Raw genomic sequence first — 23,516 nt, forward strand, 5'->3', positions numbered from 1 at the left:
CGCTGAGGAGTCCGGTGTTTGTGTGAGTTTCGTGTCCGAGAATGGACACAGGAGGAATTTCACGAATCATGGCACGCAGACACACCCCGGAGCAGGTCACTGCCAAGGTCCGTCAGGGCCAGAAGATGCTCAATGACGGCCGCCCGATGGTCGAGGTCATCAAGGAGCTTCAGGTTACCGAGGCGACCTGGTATCGGTGGCTGAAGGAGTACGGGTCCGAGAACAACGCCGAGGCGTCCAGGCGTACCAAGGAGTTGGAGAAGGAGAACGCCCGGCTCAAGCGGCTGCTGGCAGAGAAGGAACTGGCCATCGACATCCTGAACGAGGTGGCGAAGGGAAAATTCTGAGCCCCGAGCCCCGCCGTCGTGCCGTGCGCATGGCGGTGGAGAAGTTCGGGGCGTCCGAACGTTTCGCGTGCAAGGTCATCGGGCAGAACCGGTCCGCTTTCCGGAAGAAGAAACCCGATATGGGTGTCGAGGAAGCGCGGCTTCGTGCCGCCCTGCGTGAGATTGCCGGCAAGCATCCGGCGTGGGGCTGGCGGAAAGCCCGCTGGCACCTGCTGGCCCAGCCAGCATGGGCTGCCGTGGCGCTGAACAGGAAGCGGGTGCGCCGGCTCTGGCGCGACGAAGGCCTGACCTGCAAACCGAAGGCGCGGAAGAAGCGGCGCACCGGGCCCGGCGCCGGGGAACAAAAGCGGCTCACGGCCCAGTACCCGATGCACGTGGTCAGCTTCGACTTCCAGTCCGACGTGACCTCCTGCGGCCGGCACATCCGGTTCTTCAACGTTATCGACGAATACACCCGCACGGCGCTGGCCGTCATCCCGCGCCGGTCGTTCAAGGCCGCCGACGTCATCGCGGTGCTGGAGAACATCATCGCCGAAACCGGCACCGCCCCGGCCTACGTCCGGTGCGATAACGGGCCGGAATTCACCGCCGCGGCACTGGTCAACTGGTGCAGCACCGCCGGCGTGGACACAGCCTTCATCGACCCGGGATCACCGTGGCAGAACGGCTTCATCGAATCATTCAACGCCCAGTTCAGAAGGGAACAACTCTCCGGAGAAATCATGGACACCATGGCCGAAGCGAAGTATTTGGCCGAGGAATGGAAAGCTATCTACAATCATGAACGGCCCCACGGATCCCTGGACGGCATGACGCCGAACCGATACTGGGAAACCTGGACGCAAGAAAACCAATCAGCTATCGCATAGACGCTGGACTGCTAACGGGGACCCAACCACGATCCTTGCGGAGGGCAAGCGGCTGTTGATCGAGGACCCTGCCCGGTTCAACGGGGTGGCCGTGATCGGGGTCGATGAGCATGTCTGGCGGCACACCCGGCGCGGGGACAAATACGTCACCGTAATCATCGACCTCACCCCGGTCCGTGACAGAACCGGCCCGGCACGGTTGCTGGCTCTTGGTGGTTCGTGGGGAAAGGGATTCCCGAGATGAGCGTCATGCCGCCGTCCGGACGGCACTTCTCAAGAGAATAACCGATTTGTAATTGACCGGGTTGCGGTAGCCACGGGCCGTGCGCTTTATGTTTTTTATGGCGGTGTTGTTGGCCTCAACCTTACCCGTTGTGGCGCCGGTGACGATGAGCACCTCGATCTCTTTCCACCACCTGCAGACAGTGCGGTAGAGCCGGTTCGTTTCCGGTCGTCCGGCCGCCTTGACTAGTTCCTCCAGATGTTCTTTTGCTGCCGCGGCGTCCTACAGGGCGCCGGTGCGCAGCAAGACCCGGAGCTGTTCCTTGACCTCCACACCGCCTGGAGAGTGCCGGTCGGATCGTCCGCGGCGAACACTTCCGCCAGGCGCTGGGCTGCCTTCCCGGAGAGTGAGTCGCCGGCCCTCAGGAGCAGCATCCGGTGCGCCCAGGCCTTGTCGACGGCCCGCCCGCGCCGGCCCTTGACCTGCTGGGAGAGATCCTGCCGCGTCTCGGTCACGGCCTGGTTGGCCAAGGAAACCAAATGGAAATGGTCGACCGCGACGGCGGTGCGCGGAAGCCACATCCGCAGCGCCTTACGGAACGCCGCCGACGGGTCGATCGCCACGACTTGTACGGCCAGACGCCATGCCAGGGGACGGGCGAACAGCCACTCCCCGACACCCTTGTGGTCCCGGCCATCGACCACGCCAAGGGCACCTGGCTGCTGTCCAGGTCCACGATCGTGGTCATCCACGGCTCGAACCGCGTCCAGACCTTGGATTCGGGGTCCTGGAAGTAGCGCACCGACCGGAACCGGTGCTCATCGATGCCCAGCATCCTCGGGCTCAGCCGATCCACATCGGGCAGGGCGAGGAAGCAGGCTTCGTTCAGCGCGGTACGGACCATCCACCAGGACACCGCGAACGCGGCAGCAGTCTCCGAGACGGCCCGGCCCGAACGGATGACCGCGTCCACGAGCTGATCCCGGAGCCGTCCGGTCGAGCGGGCACGGCGCGGCACCTGGGGCGTGGATTCAAAGAACGACAGCCGGTCGCAGGCTATTTCTTCGCAGTACCAGCGGTACTTGGACCAGAGGACCTCCACGGGCCCGGCGACAGGAATATCCCTCAGCCGCTGCAGGCGGCGTTCCTTCCGTCGAGAAGAAATGACACCGCAGCTCGGGCAGCCCGGTGGCTGGTCGGTTTCGACAATGACCCGGCGACCTCCATCGGCGCTCACGCCGGTGGCGATGACACGGTAATCAGGCAGGTTGAAGATGCTGGTGGCAGCGTCAGCTGCGACCCCGGTAGGCTCGTTCAAGGCTCGTGGTCCTGTTCCAGGTTGAATGCTTAGACACACTCATCCCAACAGGGCCACGGGCCCCTTTGTCTTCAACGACACGAACTCAATTCCCCACCAACCACGAAGAGCCCGGTTGCTGGACATGATCGAGGGCCGCTCGAAGCAGGTGTTCAAGGCCTGGCTGGCCGAGCGGCCGCAGCCCTGGCGGGACGGGATAGAGGTCGTTGCGATGGACGGGTTCACCGGGTTCAAGACCGCAGCCGCCGAGGAGCTTCCGGACGCGGTCGAGGTCATGGACCCGTTTCACGTCGTCCGGCTTGCCGGCGACGCTCTGGACAGGTGCCGCCAGCGCGTTCAGCAGCAGACCCGTCGGCACCGCGGACGGACCGGGGACCCGCTCTACGCCGCCCGCCGGACCCTGCACACCGGGCACGATCTGCTCACCGACAAGCAGAAGGACAGGCTCGAGGGCCTGTTCGTTGCGGATGACCATGCCGAAGTCGAAGCGACCTGGGGCATCTATCAACGCGTCGTCGCCGCCTACCGCGAACCTGACGGCGCCCGGGGGGAAACAGCTCATGCAGGCACTGATCGACGCAATCAGTACCCGCGTTCCGGCTGCACTAACCGAAGTCATCACGCTTGGCCGGACGCTGAAACGCCGTGCAGGTGACGTGCTCGCATACTTCGACCGGCCCGGCACCAGCAACGGACCCACGGAAGCACTCAACGGCCGCCTCGAACACCTCCGCGGCTCCGCCCTCGGCTTCCGGAACCTTGCCAACTACATCGCCCGATCACTCCTCGAGACCGGCGGATTCAGACCGCAGCTACACCCTCAAATGCGATGAGCCTCTTATCTTCAACGACACCGACTCAATTTCTTTACCAACCACGAAGATCCCTTAGCGCCGCAGAAGAACGCTCTTTCGACGTGGTTGGGAATGCGTCTCGTATTCGAGTCTCGCCGAAGTCGCCCAAACCGAGACGAAGGCTGAAATAAATATGATGAGAAAGAGATACACAACGATGCCTTGATTAAAGAGAAATATTCTCCAGTACTCGGCCAACAAATATAGTGCAAGACCAGCTCCGAGAACCATCCCGGACTTGTATTGTTTACAATGGCCGTAGATCATCCCCGCCACTAAGACCGCAATCAGGCTCCAGAGAAGACCCCACGTGCCGACCGTATTGTACATATCGGCGAAAGCAGAGTTTGTCGTCAAATTTCCAGCTACGTCCACTTGATTGGCGTAGAGCGAATCACTACCAATCACGGACCCGGCATTCTTGTCCTGAAAGAAAGTTGGAATGAGTATCTGCAAAGAACGCACAAAGTCTCCTCTATCAGGAAATGTTCCCTGAAAGATCGAACCAGCCACTCCTTCCGAAACTTGGAAAGGAGCACCGAGATATGAAAGTATCTGATAACAATTCATAAGAAGCGGATTATCTACGCCGTAGACCACATAATATTTGGCGTTTCGAAAGAAATTCAGAACTCCTAAAAGGCAAAAGACTACAAGCCCAGCTCCTGCTACGCGGGACAGCTTTATACGGGCGCCGGGATTATCATGACTGTAAAGGAATCCGAACAGAACAACAGCCATGACTAACGACATACGCGACGAAAACAGCGAACTCGTGAACAACAGTGCGACGTTCCAAACGGCTACCCCTAAAGGGGAGCGTTTCCTAAGCCAAAGCGCAATAGCAAAAGGCGCGGCTATCACAGTGGTGTACCTTGTCGTCGCGAGTCCGGCACCGTCTTTTAGTGGCTCGGACAGATCGTTTCCGGAATTCTGCGCCAATGCTGCCAATATGGATCCTTGCTGCTGCGCAAGGAAAAGAGAGTAAGCCACGCCTACAGTGGCGAGAATGGTCAAAATTCGCAGAAATGTTACTTCATAGCGCGACGTCGATTCAAGCGACGAAATCAACTTAAGTGGAGTAACGGATCTCCCCACTTTCATTCCGGTGCTGAATACGATGAAACAGAGACAATACCAGGCGACTAGAATAATCAGGCCTCCAGCAGTAAATTGAGTACGCTGAGAGAATCCGCGCAGAAATGTCGACTCACCAGGAACAGCCCAAGCCGCAGCACTTACTAAAAGCGGAACGACAAAAATAACTCCGGGCCGCACAGCGGATTCGAGTTTCAACATAGGTTCCTTTGTAGTGAGCAGTAAGAGCATGTCAATGTATTGGGCCGCCTAAATCCGAAAAGGGCGAACCGTATTCAATTAATCCGCTCGCTCGTCCCATTCTCCAACTGCATTAAAGCGGACGTTTCAGAATCTTCGAGATGCCTGAAGTTCCCAATAAGGGGTATCGCGGCAAAGACTGTTATCACAAGAACCAAAACCTCACTAATCGCGAGCCCGAGAGCGACTCCAGAGGCGCCGGACGTCGAATTAAAGAGCATCATGGACGGGAGGCCTATAACGGCACCGATAATAGTCGCAGACAAGACGACGCGCGTTTTACCGGCTGGAATAAGTAAATTTCGGACAAAAGGCGTAGACGCGGAAACCGAAAAATAAGCGACACCATAAAATGCCATCATTGGATTCTTTGCTGCAACTGAGGATCCAAAGAGAATCTCCGTTGCCAGAGGACCCGCGACACACAGGAACACGAGGCCGATGAGACCGAGCGTAATGTGCGCAACTATTGCAACTATGTGGCGACGAAATGCGTCGCTTGCCTTCGGTTCTAAAACCCATCCCTGAACCGCATTAGCCAGAGCAACTATCCCAAATAAGCCATATCTGTAGATTTTGTCCCCCGATGCAACAGAGCTTATCTCACTCACGTTGCCGCCAGTTGAAACAACGGGAATCGGCGCAGCTACGTATGCAACACCTGATGCATCTATTAGGGCCGCATTTGATCGGAACCGTAACATTCTCAGCGTGTCGAGGCTGAACGGTCTAATCCGTGGCCACATGGAACCTAGAACTTGACGGTGAAAAAGGCTCAAACCCAACCCGGTGGCCAAGATCAGACAAAGTGGGTAGAACCAGATAATCCCTGTCCAAAGAAGCAGACATGCGGAGAGCGCTGTGGCCACGAGCTTCGGAATGGTTTCAACTATCGCGATTGGTCCAGGTTTGCCAAGTCCTATTAAGTACCATGACGGAGACCAGCCAATAAGGGCCATGGACAATGCCATGCCGATTCCTTCAAGCAAATGTTTTGGCGGCGACATCATCATTGTTATGAGAACAATGGAGGGGAAAACGATGCATGAAATCAAAACCTTGGATGAAAGCACCCGCGCATAAATGGCGCGGCGATCTACGTCTCTACTGGAGCTCGCGATGGCCGGCGGACCCCAGATCATGCTTCCATATCCTATCGCCACGGATCCAAACGCGCCGACTGCTTGACCAATGGAAACGCTTGCCCACCCTTCAGGTCCTCCCAGCCTGGCCACAATCGGGAGGAGCAAGAGTGGTGTCATCGCGGAGATGAACGGCAGCGCCGAAAATCCAAGAAGTCGTTTTAATCGACTCTTCATGCTATTTCTTGTGTCCGTTCTTTCGTGACGGCCGACAACTAGGGGGAACGGCTTGGTTCGAGCAAGCCCTTCAGAGTATGAGCATCCTCGATTAGTAGATTCGAGTTTCCGTGGCTCCTCGGCTAAGATCTTCCCCATTCTACCCGGTCAGCAAACTTGAGTATCTCAGCAGCTTTCGATGCCCAATCCTCGCCAAATGCCCTCCGCGATCCGAGAACGTTTTGCTGTGTTTCTTTGAACCAACGAGACAACTGCCAGTCGGCTTCCTCGTATGAAGCGTATGCACTGAACCCAGGAATACTGGGGTTGTTTCCACCTGCTCCCCGACTACCCACGACAAACAGTCCTGCTGCCAGGTACTCGAAAAGCTTCATGGGGCTCCGACCAGCGTTCAGTTCAGTTTCCGTAAACGGCAGCAGTCCAACTTTTGCTTGCGCTAGGACAGCCGGAATCTCGTGGTAAGGCACGGGACCCGCGACAATTACATTGGGCGGCAGGCACGCGGGCGCTGGGTTCACGACAGGACCAATAATCGTGAAAGGCTCGGCTGGGCTGGCGAGGGCGAAATGGACAACCGCCTGCCAATCAAAGCGCCCATCGATGGCGCCAACATAAACAGCGCCGCTTCGCTGCTGGTTCTGCTCCGAGGCGAACCTGGCATATTCGACTCCGTTTCTCACAACAATCCGGGGCTGTTGTGGCACGTCTGGTAAACGGTCTAGCACCGGTTGCGAGGTCGCGACGACGCCGTGAGCGTGACGAACTAGTCTTCGTTGCGCCGCGGCAGCTCCGCCAGTATACAAGTCTGTTGGGCGATAAATACGAGTCCTACCCAGTGAACGCAGATAGCGACTGTCCATTAGCGGTTGGTCAATCAGCACCAGGTCCGGCTCCTCGAAGCCGATCTGGAGCAACAGCCGTTCGAGATAAGCACCCGGACTCAGACGACTTGGCAACAGAGTTCGACAGCAAGCATGCACGACGCCGTGTTCATCTACCCTGGGGCCATCCGTGGCCAAATCGCGGCGAATCCGATCACCGCGCCCAAGAATCCGGTGGACCAAGGACCAAGGTGTTGAAACGTGCGCTACGTTGGCCCCTGTTAGAGCCATTTCGCGAGCTAGATGGTGGCTGCCCACTTTGAACACGCCGCCGTCAGCCGAGTGACTTACAAACAGGATTCTCTTAAGCGTTTGGACGACACTGCCCATCTCTTGAGGTGCCTTCAGGCCCGATGGTAGGCGAGAAGCGCGTCCGAGACATTTCTCGCGACGTTCTGCCAATCATACCGGCTCTTCCAATGATCGTCGGGACGAATCGGGCCCTCCTCGCTGAGCCGAGAGCAAGCATCCATGGCAAACGCCCAACCCTCCGGATCATGTGCATCGTCAACGGCGATCCCATGATCGCGCGCAATTTCTGCGACAGTTGAACATCCAGCCCAGTAGGCAACCCGCGTCCCACAACGGATGGCTTCAACCGCAGGCAGGCCGAAACCCTCCAAAATCGAGGGAAATAGCAAGGCAGCGGACTGCCGGTACAACTCGGCCAGCTGTGAGTCTGAAAGATGGCTGTAGACGCGAATCTGCGAATCCACACCGAACTCATGGGCGAGAAGCCTAATTCCTGCTTCATCAGAAGAAACGACGGCGACAGAGAAACTCGGTCTCAACCGGAGAGCTTGGAATATGGATCGGAGATTCTTATGTGCCTTTAGATTTCCCACAAAGACAAAATTAGTCGGGGATGCGGTTGAAGACTCTTGAACTATTGAAAAATCTTCGGAGACTCCATTGCCCACGTTGACCACCCTAATGCGATCGTCATCAAGCCAAGAGCGGATCTTCTCTCGTGATGTTTCTGAGACAGTGAAAACGAGACGTGCGTTGGCTACAGTGGGCCTCACAACAAGATCATAATAGGCCTTCTTTAGGACTGAACTTTCTTCACTAATATCCAGGTGGATAAGATCGTGAATTGTCAATATTTGCGCTCCTCGACAGATACCAGCATTAAACCCAGGGGTGAAAAGGATATCGTGGGGACTCAATTTCAGTCTTGCCAGGTTGAAGGCGTCGAATGGTGAAGCCGGTTTCAGGGGAGATTCAAGTGTCTTGAAAGGGACCGGAAATCGAGCTATTACCTCACGTCCAAATCTGGCAATGCCGTGGTGACCGATCCAGCGTTGATCAACATAAATCGAGGCGGTTCCCGACTTCAATACGGGCCGCATATCACCCAACACCTTTCAGTGATAGTTGATTGCCCATTTTTCGAAGAACCCCATCTCGACAGGCACTGAAATAGACAACAAGGAACGATCGACTGCGATGGCGCAAGCACATTGCAACTACGTAGGCAGAATAGATTACAAAATTCGATAAGAAGCGCGGCACCACTCGATTGCGGCGCGCGCGGGCGATGTCCAGAACGATGCTATTTCTGTAGGAATAGTATGTGCGAACATCGTTCTGGGCTTTTATCATTCCCGACAAGTATCTATTTTTGGTCGAATCGACCCATTTACTGCCGGCATCCGTGATTTTGGCATCCGAACACAGGAAGATGCTTACACCCATGTCGTTCATTCGCCGAGTGTACTCCACGTCATCAAAATAGAGAACAAAGTCTTTCCGCGGCAATCCGACCCTTTGAAATACGACGCTTGGAGCAAATAATCCACCGTAAGGGGCTTGGGGAAGTTTCCGATCTACCGTTGATGTGGTCGCGCTTCGAGTTCCATTTTTCTTTCCAAATAGACGAGAGAATAGATCGAATCCAAAAAAAACTCCGTCCGGTTCGAACACACTTGCATAATCCTCTCCCGAGGTCAGCAGCGCATGATGTTCATCCGTGTTCCTGTTACAAGAGAGCGCCGTTGAGTGCGGGGGAGATCCGAGGGCATCCATGAAATCGAAGCAGGCCTCGAGGCAGCCTGGCTCGGGCCAATTATCATCATCGAGGATCCAGATATGCGTTGCCTTGAGTTCGAGTGCCGCCAAGATCCCGGCCCCGAAGGCTATAGCTGTTCCAGCGTTTTCTTCGAACTTTTGAATATCCAATGCGCCGTCCGCAACGATTTGGAAGGCCTCGAGTGCCGCCCTGCTGTTGTCGGTTGAGCCGTTATCAACAACAATGACTTTTGCGGCACCGGAGTCCAAAGCTCGGCGGACTGTCTCGATGCACATGTCAGACCGATCACCATAGGTGACCGTAATGGCGACCGTTTCGGTATTCATCAAACTCACAATCTAAAGGTCGAACGAACTATCAACCGCGCAACAAATTAGTTCCGTACTTGCGCGCTCAGGTTTGTGCGTGATGGGTCACCCATTCTCGTATCTCATCCTGAAATCGCTGTTTAGAAAAACGATCGGTGTGGTCGGCAATTAGGGATCGATTCACCGCCAGAGCCCGATCTATTGAGGAAGCCATCGTCGTCTGATCCAGTGGATCAAACAATGCACCCGTCACTCCGTCGATTACCGACTCGCTGGCCCCACCTAATCGATTTGCAAGCACCGGTGCCCCTGCAGCCATGGCTTCGACGGGCATGATTCCAAAATCCTCAACTGGTGGAAATATGTAAAGGAGCGTTCGCTGGTAGATGGCGCGTAATAGTTCTGTCGAAGGTCTCGCTACGAATGTGACAGGCACGTTGGCTACCGCAGCGATGGCGCGTAGTCGACTTTCATCTGGACCGCCGCCGGCCAATACGACAGGAATTCCGGATAGTTCTCCCGCCTTGATCACGACGTCCAAGCGTTTGTAGGAGACGAAACGTGAAGCGCCGAGGATGAATTCAGAGGGCAACGTGTCGAGGATCGCTCGATCACTAGCTGTCAGAGTTGAGGACCAATCGGACCTAGCTCGGATCTGTGCTACGTCAACCGGCGGATATATAACCCGGGCATCTCGATCCCAGGCTCGCTGTACGCGTTCCTTCACAAATTGGCTATTCGCCGCAATCTCGGTGGCTTCTTGCGCGCGACGTCGATCTAGTGGTTTGAGTACAGCTGAAGCGACTCTTGCGAGTGGCGATTTGCCGCGTTCATCGAGGGCGGGTTCCCATATGTATCGCGCAGGCGTGTGAACGTAGACGAGTTTGTGCGTTTGGGGCGGAAGCCGGACGTGATGGGCGAACAAATGAGAGCTAACCAGTGCAACCTGCGCATCGCTTGAGCGGACGCTGGTATTTCGCCACACTAGCGGCATGAATGGAAGCGACAGCATCTTCCGACCCCGGAATGGACGAAGGGCTAACACGCTTTCCACTACAGACGCCTCGACGCCCACGGCTGCCCCAGACGAGCGCCACAGACAGAACACTGACGATCCGGGAAAGGTCTGCATCATGGCCGTGGCAACGTTTTCTGACCCGCCAATCTCCGAGAACCACTCATGAACAACCATGACGCGCGGTGCCTGAATTGCCATCTCTTGACTCGACACGATATTCCCCCTGACTTTAGCGAGTTCGGGCGCCTGACTCCAAGTGCCACCACTAGAACTACCACAACGTTCAGGTATCCTGTCCGTCGGGCGTTACGCTAGAAGAAATCTAGCGTCTCAAGTCTCGACAGCTTCGGTCCTCCTCTTTCGCCTACGACTCCGTTTTGTAAGCGAGAGTCGCGCCATCTGCTTGATCATCCTGCCTTTTGGTCCCACCCAGTAAGTACCTTGTGTGGGCTTAAGGCGTCATGCATCAAGTAGTATACGGTCCGGCACGACAGTTGGTACGCGGCACAGGGGGACGACATGGGGAAGCTGTACCAGGGCAAAATTGGCGGCGAAAATATGCAGGTCGACTGCGTTTAGTCGATGCAGGAGTCGTCGTCTGGGCGGTCGCCGGCGCTTTTGGCGTCCGTTTCGGTTTCTTGGGTGGCGGTACGGTGCGAGATGTTGACTATGTGCTGCTCTCTAGCGCACTCGTAATCGCGTGGTGGCTTATGCTTGAGTTATGGGGCTCTAGGGAGGCTAGGGTACTCGGTTCAGGGTCGGAAGAATATAAGCGGATCATCGCAAGTTCCGCCTGGTTGTTTGGTTTCGTAGCCATCGTGTCATATGGACTAAGAATCGATACCGCCCGGGGATTTGTAGGCTTGGCTTTCCCCGCAGGGGCGCTTGGCCTGTTTGTGGGGAGGTGGCTGGTCCGCCAACATCTGAGCCTCGACCGTAAACACGGCAAGAGCAATTCCCGAGTGCTAATAGTCGGAGGGCCGGATTCCGCGGCTCATCTCATAGAGTCACTCAGGAGTGCACCGGCTGCAGGTTATATGCCCGTCGCTGCCCACATACCCAGCACGGTTTCTGACACGCCTCGGCTCTCGGGCCTGCCTGTGCCAGTCACTGGCGTGGACGGGGACTTTGATAGCATTCTTGCTGCAATTCTAGCTTCGAACGTAGACGCCGTTGCAGTTTCGGCTGGTGTTAATATTCATCCGCGGGATCTTCGAAGGCTGGGCTGGGAATTGGCTGCTCGGGACATAGGTATGATCTTGGCACCCGCCCTTACCGACATAGCCGGGCCACGAATTCACACACAACCGGTTGCCGGACTGCCACTTATCCATGTCTCGACACCGAAACTCACGGGCGGGAAAAAGGTAGCCAAGCGGGCATTTGATATCGCAATTGCAGGAATGCTCATAGTCTGCCTTTCGCCTCTCTTCGTGATGCTGGCCTTGCTTGTTCGGTTCACTGACTCTGGCCCCGTCTTGTACCGGCAAGAGAGAGTTGGGCTGCGTGGGAGTACGTTCCAAATGCTGAAGTTCCGCTCCATGAAGGTCAATGCTGATGTCGAGCTGACAAAGCTGCTCGAGGCACAAGGGTCGAGTGACAGACCGCTATTCAAAATCGAGAATGACCCACGCGTAACACCGCTTGGGAGGATTTTGCGAAAATATTCCCTTGACGAAATTCCTCAGTTACTCAATGTTCTAGGGGGAGCATGAGTCTGGTGGGTCCAAGGCCACAGCGCGAAGGTGAAGTAGCACTGTACGATGATTCGGCCCATCGCCGCCTCTATGTCAGTCCAGGGATGAGTGGTCTCTGGCAGGTCAGCGGTCGCTCCAACCTGAGTTGGGACGAGAGCATCAGGCTCGATCTCTACTACGTCGAGAACTGGTCACTTATGGGTGATGTCGTAATACTCTTCAAGACATTCAAAGCAGTATTTGCAAGCACTGGAGCGGTCTGACAATGGTCCGCCACGATTTCCGCGGATCATTTGCCGCATATTCCGGGTTTTGGGGAGGCCAACAAAAATGCGTATTTCTGTCATCGGCTGTGGTTATCTCGGCGCTGTGCACGCGGCGTGCATGGCGAAGCTCGGTCACGAGGTCATCGGCATCGACGTAGACGAGCAGAAAATTGGCGCCCTATCCGAGGCTCGCTCGCCGTTCTTTGAGCCCGGTTTGGATCAGCTACTCAAGAACGTCCAGGAAACAGGCCGGCTGTCGTTCACTCTTGACATGGCCGAGGCAGAGGGAAGCGGCGTCCACTTCATCTGCGTGGGAACACCGCAGAAGTACGGGGAAAACGGCGCCGACCTCAGCCATGTGAATGCAGCGATGGAGGCGCTTCTCCCTTACGTGAGGCCAGACGACATAATAGTTGGCAAGTCCACCGTCCCGGTGGGAACCGCCGCCCGTCTGTCCATCATCTTGGCCGAACATGAACCCAGAGCTCACCTCGTGTGGAATCCCGAGTTCCTGCGCGAAGGCCACGCAGTGAAGGATACCCTTTCCCCCGATCGCCTGGTCTACGGCGTCGCCGACGGCTCCGACGATCACGCTGCGGTTTCCGTTCTGGATGAGGTTTATGCGGCTCCCCTCTCCTCGGGAACCCCTCGATTGGTCACCGATCTCCCAACGGCCGAACTGGTCAAAGCGGCTGCCAACTCCTTCCTCGCCACCAAAATCTCTTTCATCAACGCGATGGCCGAGGTTTGCGAGGCCGCGGGCGCGGACGTCACCCGGCTCGCAGATGCCATCGGCATGGATGACAGGATCGGCCGCAAATTCCTCAACGCTGGGATCGGTTTTGGAGGTGGATGCCTCCCCAAGGACATCCGGGCCTTCATGGCCAGAGCAGGGGAACTGGGCGCCGATCAGGCCCTGACCTTCCTGCGAGAAGTGGATGCGATCAACATGCGGCGCCGGACGCGCGTTGTTGAGCTCACACGCGAACTCTGCGGGGGAAGCCTGTTGGGACAACACATCACGGTTCTCGGTGCCGCGTTCAAACCCGAAAGCGATGACGTGCGGGACTCGCCGGCGCTCAGCATCGCCGCCCAGCTCCAACTCCAGGGCGCGGTTGTGACTGTCACAGATCCAAAAGCCCTGAAAAACGCCGCCAAACGCTTTCCTGAGCTGCGGTACGAACCGGATCTAGATTCAGCGATCGGCGGAGCGGACGCACTGCTCCTACTCACCGAATGGCAGCAGTACAGAGAGCTTGACCCCTTTGATGTGAGCAGTGGCGTTGCCGGGTTACGGATCCTGGACGGACGAAATGTCCTAGACGCTGACAAATGGCGTGCCGCTGGTTGGCACTATCGCGGACTCGGAAGGCCCTGAACGTGACCAACACTCAACAACACAAGAGCGCCCCGGACCAACCGGAACTGCGCCGGCGCTCCCGGAAGGCCGCCCCAGGCGGACTCCGCCGTCGTTTGATCATCGCTGGCATGTCCGTTGCCGCTCTTGTGCTCATCGTGGGGGTAGCTGCTGCATGGCTGGGCGCGAAAGCATCCACCATCAAGACAGAGCTTGAGGCTTCAACGCAGCTGGTCCCCAAGCTCAAGGAGGACATCCTCCAGAACCGCCCGGCGGACGCTACCGCCGTTGTCGACGAGCTTCGACGCCACACCGCGTCGGCCCGGGACGCCGTCTCCGATCCGCTCTGGTCCTTGGCCTCGGCCACCCCGTGGCTCGGCGCGAATTTTTCTGCCACCGCCGAAATAGCCCGCTCAGCTGACGACGTAGCCACGCTGGGCGTCACGCCGCTAGTAAATGTTTTCGATTCCCTGAAATGGGACAAGCTGATGCCGAGCGCAGGCGGCACTGACCTGGAACCAATCCGCAAGGCAGCGCCCGCAGTGTCCTCCGCCGCTCAAGCCGTGCGCGCCTCTGCGCAGCGCCTGAACGGTATCGATGCCGGCGGCCTGCTCCCCCAGATCGCTGGACCTCTGACACAGGCCAGACAACAACTTAGCTCTGTCGTGGACGAGTTGGACACGGCGTCCGACGCGGCGGGCCTGGCTCCGGGCCTGTTGGGCTCTGACAAGCCGCGGCACTACCTGCTGCTTGTCCAGAACAACGCCGAGGCGCGGGCCACCGGCGGCATCCCGGGAGCACTGGCAGTGCTTACGGCGGACAAAGGGAAAGTCAGTCTTTCCGCTGAGACCAGCGCAGCTGAGCTTGGGGTGTTCAATCCCCCGGTATCAGTCGATGTCGAGCAACAACGCATCTATACCGACCGCGTCGGCACCTTCATGCAGGATGTCAACTTCACCCCGGACTTCCCTACTTCCGCGACCACAGCGCTAAGAATGTGGGAGCAGAAGAAGGGCGAGCGACTAGACGGCGCAGTCTCGATCGACCCCGTGGCTCTCGGCTACATCCTGGACGCAACAGGACCGGTCAGCCTCGAGGATCCGCAGACGCCTGCACGGACTGAAGGAAGGCTGCCGGCCCAGCTCTCCGGCAAAAACGTGGTGAAGACCCTGCTCTCCGACGTCTACGCCCAAATCCAAGATCCTAAAGCCCAGGATCTCTACTTCGCTGCGGTGGCCAAGGAAATCTTCGGCGCGCTCTCCTCTGGGAAAGGCGAAGCCAAGAATCTCCTAGCTGGCGTCGGGAAGGGCGTGGCCGAGCACAGGGTGCTGCTTTGGTCATCGGACATTGCAGAACAGTCCACTCTTGCGAAGTACACGCTCAGTGGGTCCATTTCCGGGCCCAGTGTGCCAGCTGCCCAATTCGGTGCCTATTTCAATGACGGTACTGGGGCAAAAATGGACTACTACGTGAAACGCACTGTTCAGCTCATCCAGCAATGCACGGCTGCCGACGGTTACGAGACAGTCAAGATGCGCATCACGAGCACCAACACGGCCCCCGCGGATGCGGCTACATCATTGCCGGCTTACGTTACCGGAGGTGGAGTCTTTGGGGTGCCACCCGGTACCGCCCAAACCAACGTGATTGCCTACGGTCCCGCCCAGGCCAATGTTGAAACTGCATCGCAGGATGGGAAAGCGGTCCCCTTCGGTGCCCAGCGCCACGACAACCGGCCAGTTGGCACACTCTCGGTACGTCTGGCGCCTGGACAGACCAGCACCGTGGAATTCACTTTCGGGAAAATCGTCCAGCACAGCCAGCCCGAAGTGGTAGTAACACCGACTGTCCAATCCATGGACAAGGTAATACTCTCGACTCAATCGGCAAGCTGTGGAGCCACAGGATAGCCATCAGGTTAACCCTTTGTAACGACTTTGGATTAACTTTGCAGTAAGTAGTCTTAGGATGATAGCTTCTCTCTGGGGTAGGACTCAGATTTCAGTTCACGTGTTCGTGGTGAATGAAATCACACCATCACAAAGAACTACGTATCAATCTCAAATGCGTATCAAGGTCTCAGGGGGACAAAAATTGAAGAAATCACTTGCAGTACTCGCGCTTGCGAGCACCATCGCACTTGCCGCTTCGGCTCCAGCAATGGCAGTTGATTACCCGGCACCCGTCCCAGGCACCGTTTCCAGTGCAACCGTAACTGTGGGCGGAACCGTCGTATTTTCCGGAACAGGCTTCACGCCCGGCGAAACCATCACTATCACGATCGTCTTTACTCCCGCTCCTCAGGGCGCGGCAGCACCCGGCACCAGCAATGGCATCGCCATGGCCGTACCTGGAGCCCTTCCGCTGGCTTCCACGACGACTACACTGACCGCTGTTGCCAACAGTTCCGGCGCTTTCTCCAGTGACGTCACGCTGAACGCGGCGGGCACCTACCAGCTGACCGCAGTAGGCGCAACGTCCCACCACTCCGTGACGGCAACTGTGGTTGCCGCCGGAGTCAGCGGAGCGGGCCTGGCAAACACGGGCGGCGCTGCTCTGGCCAACACCGGCACAGGCCTCGCCAGCACCGGTGTTGACTCCAGCATGATTCTGTGGGGCCTGGTTGGCGCTGGCGCCCTCGTTGCCGGCACGGCTTCCGTAGTGGTGGTTCGCCGCCGCGCAAAGAACGAACCCGTAGCTGCAGCCTAAACGCTCAGCAAAAGGAGGGGTTGTTTCCGGTGATCCGGAAACAACCCCTCCTTGTTTGCATGTACGGTACTTTATGACCATGGGGAGACATTGGCGGAGACGGAAGAGACTGAGCTTCAGGGTGGAATTGCCGTCGATTTCACGAATTCCGGCCATTTCAAAGCAAGCCTGGTCGGTCATACTTCTGGTTCTTCTGGCACTGGCTTCCCTCAGCGTGGCCGCTTTGGCTTTGACGCGGCACTCGTGATATTGACTCTCTGACAGCTAGTGAAAGAGCTATACCTTTGGAATTGCTCCACCCGGTCCGGATTCTGACCGTTTGCACCGGCAATATTTGCCGCTCCCCCGTCGCCGAACGTTTGCTTCAGGCAGGTCTGGACCAGGATTCTCCCTGGCGGCTTCGAGGTTCGCAGCGCCGGCACCAGGGCCATGGTGGGCAGCCCGATCCAGCCGTTGTCCGCCGATATCATCCGAACGTATGGCGGCACGCCCGATGACTTCGCCTCGCGCCAGCTCACTCCTAAGATCCTGAGGCAATCGGATCTGGTCCTCACCATGGCGTCAACCCATCGTGGGGAAGTCCTACAGCTGGACGCCTCGTTGCTCAAGCGGACCTTCACCATCCGGGAGTTCGCTCGAATGTTGACCGCCCTGGAAGAACGAGGCGACGCGTCGCCGTCGGATGCTGACTACACGCAACTTTGGCGCGAACTTCCGGCAAGGGCATCGTCCGTGCGCCACCTCGTCCTGGCGGCGCAGCGCTCGGACAACGACGTCGCTGACCCTTACAAGCAGGGCGCCGAGGCATATCTACGAATGGAAGACGAGCTGGCGCCAGCCGTCCTCAGGATCCTGCGCTACGCCCGACTAAGCATGGAACAGCCCTAGCCGAGGAACCCCTTCATCCAGGTTTTGAGGTCTTCACCGAATTCGGCGCGCTCCGACGCCATGGTGATAACAGCCTTCAAGTAGCTGAGCTTATCCCCGGTGTCGTAGCGACGTCCGCGGAAGACAACCCCGTAAACGCCCGCGCCTTCCCCCTCGCCCTTTGCGAGGGTCTGAAGGGCGTCGGTCAGCTGGATCTCGCCACCACGCCCGGGGCCGGTCTCTTCGAGGACATCGAACACAGCTGGGTGCAGAACATAGCGCCCAATGACAGCCAAATTTGATGGCGCTTCCTCAACAGAAGGCTTCTCCACAAGGCTGTTGACCCGAACGTAATCTTCCCCCTCGATGGGCGTAATGTCGGCGCAGCCATATGCGCTGATTTGCGACGGATCCACTTCGATGAGCGCAATGACCGAGCCGCCGGCCTTCGCTTGGACGTCGATCATGGTTGACAGGAGCTGATCTTGCTCGTCAATCAGGTCGTCCCCCAAAAGCACGGCAAACGGTTCATCACCTACGTGCTGCTTGGCACAGAGCACGGCATGGCCCAGACCCCTCGGTTCCCCCTGCCGCACATAATGGATAGGCCCAAGCCCGGAGGCATGCTGCACGGCGTCCAAACGGGCTTCGTCGCCCTTCAACTCCAAAGTGCGTTCAAGATCAGGTGCGCGGTCGAAATGGTCTTCAAGAGTGCGCTTGTTGCGACCTGTGATCATCAGCACGTCGCTGAGGCCCGCCTTCACAGCCTCCTCAACCACATATTGGATGGCCGGTTGATCTACCACCGGCAACATTTCCTTCGGCATCGCCTTGGTGGCAGGCAAGAAGCGCGTGCCCAATCCGGCGGCCGGAATAACTGCTTTACGAACTAATCTCCCCATAGACATAGGGCAAATCATACGAATGGATTTTCAAAAGCGCGAATCCTGATGCAGGATTTCGGGCTCCCTCGACCCGGGATGGTCACCAGGCGCTCAACCCTTCCGAAGTCGATTACGGAAAACTGGTGACAGTCGCAAGGCGCCTGGAGTAGCCTTTCGCACACCCGTCCAGCCGAGAAGCAGAGGCCGGACGGCCCGAGGCTGAGCCAAGACGTGAGATCGGGGGGGGAACGTGGACGGACAACAGTGGATCTGGGTGGCAGCGGTGCTAATGAGCGCGGCCCTGGTAGCCCTTGTTATGGCCTTTGGACGCAAGTGACGCGCTTCGGTTGTTAACCAGTTTTAGCGTGCCCCCGGGCATCCGTCGTTGCTCAATCGGGTGAAGCACACTCGTGACCTGTCAGGATGTGGCGCCGTAACGTCAGCGCAGGTCTTGTGGGGGGGAGCACTCCCATCTGTGGCCGGATGATCCGGATTCGATTGGACGGTGAGTGTGGTGAGTGAACTCTCGACGCAAAAGAGGACCGCGCGGCGCCTCGGAGCCCTTTGGGGGGCCGTTGGATCGTGCGCTGCGATGGTACTGGCACTCCTGAGCGGTTTTGCTTTGCCGGCCCATGCGGCCGCAAACACCGTCATCACGCTCACTTTCGATGACGGAAATGCCGACCAGATGACTGCCGCAGCCACGATGAAGAGCGTCGGATTGCACGGTACTTTTTACGTCCCGTCCGGGTGGGTGGATCAGCCGAGCTATTTCACCTCGGCGAACCTGCACCAACTCTTCACAGACGGCAACGAAATCGCCGGGCACACGGTCACCCACCCCGATTTGGTTACCCTAACGTCGGACGAAGTGACGCGGCAAGTCTGCAACGGCAGGGTCGCCCTGGCCAACATGGGTTTCAAGGTCACAAGCTTCGCCTACCCCTTTGCTTCCACGGATCCTGCGGTGCAGGCCATCGTGAAGAACTGCGGCTTCAACAGTGCACGCGGGCTCGGGGACCTTTACAGCAAAGACGACACCTCGCTACCGCCCGCGGAAACCATCCCGCCGGCCAACCCGTATGACACCGCGGCGCCGGAGGAAGTGGACAGCACGTGGACGCTGGCCAACTTGGAAGACTCCGTGACCAAGGCCCAGGCCGCTGGGGGTGGCTGGGTTCAGCTGACCTTCCACCACATCGCCGTAGGCACCGATCCGACCCTCACCATCAGCCCCGACTTGTTCAGCCAATTCACGTCCTGGCTCGCGCAGCAACAGACGGCGGGCAGCGTTGCCGTGAAGACCGTCGACCAAGTAATCGGCGGCGCGGTCCAGCCGCTCGTCTCCGGGCCGGCCGTGCCCCCGCCGCCTCCCCAGGGCACCAACATGATCCAAAACCCGAGCCTCGAAACGCTCACCAGCGGAATTCCGCAGTGCTGGGCTGCGGGTGGGTACGGCACCAACACGCCCAGCTACGCCGTGGTCTCGCCAGGCCACACAGGCAACAACGCGGAACAGCTGACCATGAGCGGCTACGTCAGCGGTGACGCGAAGCTCCTGCCCGCCCTGGACTTAGGCGGCTGCTCACCCACGGGCACCCCCGGCCATGCCTATCAGCTCAGCGCTTGGTACAAATCCGACGTAATCACCCAGTTCGAGCTCTATTACCGCACGGGAACCGGGTACTGGACCTACTGGACCTCGAGTCCGTTGTTCAACGCCAGCAGCAACTGGTCGCAAGTATCCTGGACCACGCCGGCTCTGCCTGCAGGCGCCTCCGGGGTCAGCTACGGACTAAACATCCAATCCAACGGTTCGATCACCACGGACGATTACTCGATGATCGATGTCACAGCCGCGTCGACGGCGCCCGCGGCTCCGACAGGTGTAGGCGCCACGGCGGGTAATGCTTCCGCGGTGGTGTCGTGGACGGCCCCGGCCAACGGCGGGTCCGCGATCACGTCCTATGCGGTCACCCCGCACGCCGGCAACACCGTCCTGGCCCCGGTCACGGTGACGGGTAACCCGCCCGCGACGACGGCAACCGTCACCGGGCTGACGAACGGCACGGCTTATACGTTCACGGTCACGGCAACGAACGCCGTCGGGACCTCACCGGCGTCGGCCGCCTCGGCACCGGTCACTCCGGCGGCGGCGGCGACGGCGCCTTCGGCTCCGACCGGTGTTACCGCGACGGCGGGTAATGCTTCCGCGGTGGTGTCGTGGACGGTCCCGGCCAACGGCGGGTCACCGATCACCTCCTACGCCGTCACCCCGCACGCCGGCAGCACGACACTGGCCCCGGTCACGGTGACAGGCAACCCGCCCGCTACAACGGCAACCATCACCGGACTCACCAACGGCACGGCCTACACCTTCACGGTCACGGCCACGAACGCGGTCGGTACCTCACCGGCCTCGGCCGCCTCGGCACCGGTCACTCCGACGGGTACGACGACCTCGACCATCACCAACGGCGGCTTCGAATCCGGACTCACCGCCTGGGCCGCCGGCGGCGTCAAAGCGCCCGTGGCCTCCACCGTTGCCCACACCGGCACCGGCTCGGCACTCCTCGGCCTGGCGTCAGGTGCGGAGCCTTTGGGAGACAGCAGCCTGTCCCAGACCATCACTATTCCTGCCACGGGGACGTCCACGCTGTCCTTCTGGTACCAGCCCCACACCGCCGACGACACCTGCAGCGGCACCACCTGCCAGTACGACTGGATGGAAGCACAGGTCCGCTCCACCAGCGGCACCACCCTGGGCAGCCTGTTCAAACTCAGCAACAACAACGGCACCTGGACTCAGCTCAGCGCCGATCTGTCCGCCTACAAAGGCCAAACCATCACGCTCTGGTTCAACGTCCACCTCGACGGCTCCAGCCCCGCGGACGACACCTGGATGTACCTCGACGACGTCACCCTCACCAACAACCAGACAACGCCCACGGCGCCCGCAGCCCCCACCGCCGTGACGGCGACGGCGGGCAACGCCTCCGCCACTGTGTCCTGGACCGCGCCGGCAAACGGCGGCTCCGCGATCACCTCCTACGCCGTCACCCCGCACGCAGGAACCACCGCCCTGGCCCCGGTCACCGTGACCGGGAACCCGCCCGCGACGACGGCGAACATCACCGGACTGACTAACGGCACCGCCTACACGTTCACCGTCACCGCCACCAACGCCATCGGCACCTCACCGGCGTCGGCCGCCTCGGCACCGGTGACCCCCACCGCGGGGGCGACGGCGCCTTCCGCACCAACAGGCGTCACCGCCACCGCAGGAAGCGCCTCCGCCACCGTGTCCTGGTCCGCCCCGGCCAACGGCGGCTCGGCGATCACCTCCTACGCCGTCACCCCGCACGCAGGAGCCACCAATCTGACGCCGGTCACCGTGACGGGCAACCCGCCCGCGACAACGGCGAACATCACCGGACTCACCAACGGCACCGCGTACACGTTCACGGTCACGGCCACCAACGCCATCGGCACCTCACCGGCGTCGGCGGCGTCTGCGCCGGTCACACCCACCGCGACAGCGACGGCGCCCGCGGCCCCGACAGGTGTAAGCGCGACGGCGGGCAACGCCTCCGCCACCGTGACCTGGACGGCGCCAAGCAACGGCGGCTCAGCGATCACCTCGTACGCCGTCACCCCGCACGCCGGGGCCACCGCCCTGACCCCGGTTACCGTGACCGGGAACCCGCCCGTGACGACGGCGAGCATCACCGGACTGACTAACGGCACCGCCTACACCTTCACGGTCACGGCCACCAACGGGATCGGCACCTCACCGGCGTCGGCCTCATCGGCACCAGTCACTCCCACGGGAACAACGACCTCGACCATCACCAACGGCGGCTTCGAATCCGGGCTCACGTCTTGGATCACCGGCGGGGTCAGGGCACCCGTGACCTCCAACGTTGCCCACACCGGCACCGGCTCCGCACTCCTGGGCCTGGCTTCGGGGGCTGAGCCTCTGGGTGACAGCAGCCTGTCCCAGACCATCACCGTCCCCGCCACCGGAACCACCACACTCTCCTTCTGGTACCAGCCCCACTCCGCGGAGGATCCCTGCAGCGGCGCTGCCTGCCAGTACGACTGGATGGAAGCCCAAGTCCGCTCCACCAGCGGCACGGTCCTGAGCAGCCTGCTCAAACTCTGCAACGACAACGGCACCTGGACCCAACTCACCGCCGACCTCACCGCCTACAAAGGCCAGACCATCACCCTCTGGTTCAACGTCCACCTCGACGGGTCCAGCCCGGCAGATGACACCTGGATGTACCTCGACGACGTCACCCTCACCAACCGCTGAAAGTCTCCGGCGGCCGGATAGGCGCCGCGAAATATCTCCGCAGATGCTTGCCGACCATAGGAAACCCGGCATAGCCTAGGTGTCGCATCACATCAGATGCAAGACGCGTCGTCGTCTACCGGGCTGGGGCCGGGACCTGCGCAACATCATCGCGCTGGACTCATCCATGCCTGCGCTAGGAGCACCCCTTGTACAACAACACGACTGCCAGAAACGCCATCGCCGTTGTAACAGCCTTATTGATCGTCTTCGGCCTTGCTTCCGCCCCCGTCGCAAATGCGGCGAGCCCGTCCGTGAAAGTCCTCGATTCTGCGAACACCATCACGGACCCCCATTGGTTCGTGAAGGCCTATCAGGCCGGATTCCGGCTGTATGTCATGCATTCCACCGCATGGGGAACCTGCAACACTTGGTCCCAGACCCAGCCCCAGCTGAAAATGGCCCTCGACGCCGGCCTGAAAATCGCCGTATACACGCGGGACCCCAACTGCTGGCAAGGCGGGATCAACGCTGCCGGTCCCTATGCGTCGCAACTCCAGTTCTTCGCCCTTGACGCCGAAACTGGCGGCCCTCAAGTCACGCGCGCCATGGTCGACGGTGTTAAGGGAATGGGTGTCCGGCCCGTGATCTACTCCGGGTCCGGGATGTGGCCTCAGCTGATGAACAACAGCACAGCGTTCTCCGACGTACCGCTCTGGGACACCGACACGCGCAACATCAACTACAACACGTGGAGGGCCAACTACCTATCCCCGACGCCGGTCCAATATGGAGGCTGGAATACGCCAACCACGATGCGCGTCGGCGTCCAGCAGAAATTCAACCAAAGCCTCAACGGAGTCGTGGTTGACCTGGACTCCTTCAACGCAACCTTCCTGAAGTGAGGTGCACAGCCCCTGATTCACGGGCTG

The 23,516-nt window shown here is 59.3% G+C and carries 15 protein-coding genes and 5 pseudogenes; 10 read left to right on the plus strand and 10 right to left on the minus strand.

Annotated elements, in window-relative coordinates; translation table 11 throughout:
- Positions 1-68 precede the first annotated feature (68 nt).
- Both ACF0H6_RS07845 and ACF0H6_RS07850 read left to right on the plus strand, forming a co-directional pair.
- Positions 69-1,216, plus strand: a protein-coding gene (locus tag ACF0H6_RS07845; RefSeq protein ID WP_395249105.1) for an IS3 family transposase whose coding sequence is annotated in 2 segments (ribosomal slippage) — positions 69-342 and positions 342-1,216 — 1,149 coding nt in all. Because the reading frame shifts where the segments join, the coding sequence is not laid out codon by codon here.
- Between the two features lie 28 nt (positions 1,217-1,244).
- Positions 1,245-1,421 (plus strand): annotated as a pseudogene (locus ACF0H6_RS07850) (ISL3 family transposase); the annotation flags it as partial.
- A gap of 42 nt (positions 1,422-1,463) precedes the next feature.
- Here the strand turns inward: ACF0H6_RS07850 and ACF0H6_RS07855 are convergent.
- From ACF0H6_RS07855 to ACF0H6_RS07865, 3 genes and pseudogenes are all read right to left on the minus strand, one after another.
- The gene (locus tag ACF0H6_RS07855; RefSeq protein ID WP_395249907.1) at positions 1,464-1,697 is read right to left on the minus strand and encodes a transposase; all 234 of its coding nucleotides are present in this window, start codon (positions 1,695-1,697) and stop codon (positions 1,464-1,466) included.
- On the minus strand, positions 1,685-2,191 hold the full coding sequence (locus ACF0H6_RS07860) for a transposase (RefSeq protein ID WP_395249106.1): 507 nt from the start codon (positions 2,189-2,191) through the stop codon (positions 1,685-1,687). The genes ACF0H6_RS07855 and ACF0H6_RS07860 overlap by 13 nt, the downstream gene beginning before the upstream one ends.
- Before the next feature lie 188 nt (positions 2,192-2,379).
- A pseudogene (locus tag ACF0H6_RS07865) lies at positions 2,380-2,796 on the minus strand (transposase family protein); the annotation flags it as partial.
- A gap of 70 nt (positions 2,797-2,866) precedes the next feature.
- On the opposite strand from ACF0H6_RS07865, the pseudogene ACF0H6_RS07870 reads away from it, so the two are divergent.
- Positions 2,867-3,590, plus strand: a pseudogene (locus ACF0H6_RS07870) (ISL3 family transposase); the annotation flags it as partial.
- A gap of 54 nt (positions 3,591-3,644) precedes the next feature.
- On the opposite strand, the gene ACF0H6_RS07875 reads toward ACF0H6_RS07870, so the two are convergent.
- From ACF0H6_RS07875 to ACF0H6_RS07900, 6 genes are all read right to left on the minus strand, one after another.
- Positions 3,645-4,910 (minus strand): hypothetical protein, encoded by a 1,266-nt coding sequence (locus tag ACF0H6_RS07875; RefSeq protein ID WP_395249107.1) that lies wholly within the window; start codon positions 4,908-4,910, stop codon positions 3,645-3,647.
- A 74-nt stretch (positions 4,911-4,984) separates the two neighbouring features.
- Complete coding sequence (locus ACF0H6_RS07880; RefSeq protein WP_395249108.1) at positions 4,985-6,268, minus strand: lipopolysaccharide biosynthesis protein; 1,284 nt, start codon at positions 6,266-6,268, stop codon at positions 4,985-4,987.
- 122 nt (positions 6,269-6,390) lie between these two features.
- Positions 6,391-7,479: a glycosyltransferase gene (locus ACF0H6_RS07885; RefSeq protein WP_395249109.1), complete on the minus strand. Its 1,089-nt coding sequence runs from the start codon at positions 7,477-7,479 to the stop codon at positions 6,391-6,393.
- Between the two features lie 14 nt (positions 7,480-7,493).
- A complete protein-coding gene (locus ACF0H6_RS07890) occupies positions 7,494-8,501 on the minus strand; it encodes a glycosyltransferase family 4 protein (protein ID WP_395249110.1) in 1,008 nt (335 codons plus the stop codon).
- A gap of 1 nt (position 8,502) precedes the next feature.
- On the minus strand, positions 8,503-9,507 hold the full coding sequence (locus ACF0H6_RS07895) for a glycosyltransferase (RefSeq protein WP_395249111.1): 1,005 nt from the start codon (positions 9,505-9,507) through the stop codon (positions 8,503-8,505).
- 67 nt (positions 9,508-9,574) lie between these two features.
- A complete protein-coding gene (locus tag ACF0H6_RS07900; RefSeq protein WP_395249112.1) occupies positions 9,575-10,081 on the minus strand; it encodes a glycosyltransferase in 507 nt (168 codons plus the stop codon).
- A gap of 887 nt (positions 10,082-10,968) precedes the next feature.
- Between ACF0H6_RS07900 and ACF0H6_RS07905 the strand changes: the two are divergent.
- The 5 genes and pseudogenes from ACF0H6_RS07905 to ACF0H6_RS07925 all read left to right on the plus strand — a co-directional run bounded on the left by ACF0H6_RS07905 (position 10,969) and on the right by ACF0H6_RS07925 (position 17,424).
- A pseudogene (locus ACF0H6_RS07905) lies at positions 10,969-12,467 on the plus strand (sugar transferase).
- 67 nt (positions 12,468-12,534) lie between these two features.
- The gene (locus tag ACF0H6_RS07910) at positions 12,535-13,848 is read left to right on the plus strand and encodes a UDP-glucose dehydrogenase family protein (RefSeq protein WP_395249113.1); all 1,314 of its coding nucleotides are present in this window, start codon (positions 12,535-12,537) and stop codon (positions 13,846-13,848) included.
- Positions 13,849-13,850: 2 nt separating this feature from the next.
- A complete protein-coding gene (locus ACF0H6_RS07915) occupies positions 13,851-15,737 on the plus strand; it encodes a DUF4012 domain-containing protein (RefSeq protein ID WP_395249114.1) in 1,887 nt (628 codons plus the stop codon).
- Between the two features lie 250 nt (positions 15,738-15,987).
- Positions 15,988-16,536 carry an LPXTG cell wall anchor domain-containing protein gene (locus tag ACF0H6_RS07920; protein WP_395249115.1) on the plus strand — a complete coding sequence of 183 codons (549 nt, stop codon included), beginning with the start codon at positions 15,988-15,990 and terminating at the stop codon, positions 16,534-16,536.
- Between the two features lie 284 nt (positions 16,537-16,820).
- A pseudogene (locus tag ACF0H6_RS07925) lies at positions 16,821-17,424 on the plus strand (low molecular weight phosphatase family protein).
- Here ACF0H6_RS07925 and galU read toward each other — a convergent pair.
- A complete protein-coding gene (galU, locus tag ACF0H6_RS07930) occupies positions 17,421-18,311 on the minus strand; it encodes a UTP--glucose-1-phosphate uridylyltransferase GalU (RefSeq protein ID WP_395249116.1) in 891 nt (296 codons plus the stop codon). The pseudogene ACF0H6_RS07925 and the gene galU overlap by 4 nt on opposite strands.
- Before the next feature lie 568 nt (positions 18,312-18,879).
- Here galU and ACF0H6_RS07935 point away from each other — a divergent pair.
- A complete protein-coding gene (locus ACF0H6_RS07935; RefSeq protein ID WP_395249117.1) occupies positions 18,880-22,605 on the plus strand; it encodes a fibronectin type III domain-containing protein in 3,726 nt (1,241 codons plus the stop codon).
- Positions 22,606-22,793: 188 nt separating this feature from the next.
- Positions 22,794-23,489, plus strand: coding sequence for a hypothetical protein (locus ACF0H6_RS07940; RefSeq protein WP_395249118.1), 696 nt, complete (start codon positions 22,794-22,796; stop codon positions 23,487-23,489).
- Positions 23,490-23,516 lie beyond the last annotated feature (27 nt).

The sequence above is a fragment of the Arthrobacter sp. NA-172 genome, assembly GCF_043952055.1.
Taxonomy (GTDB): Bacteria; Actinomycetota; Actinomycetes; order Actinomycetales; family Micrococcaceae; genus Arthrobacter.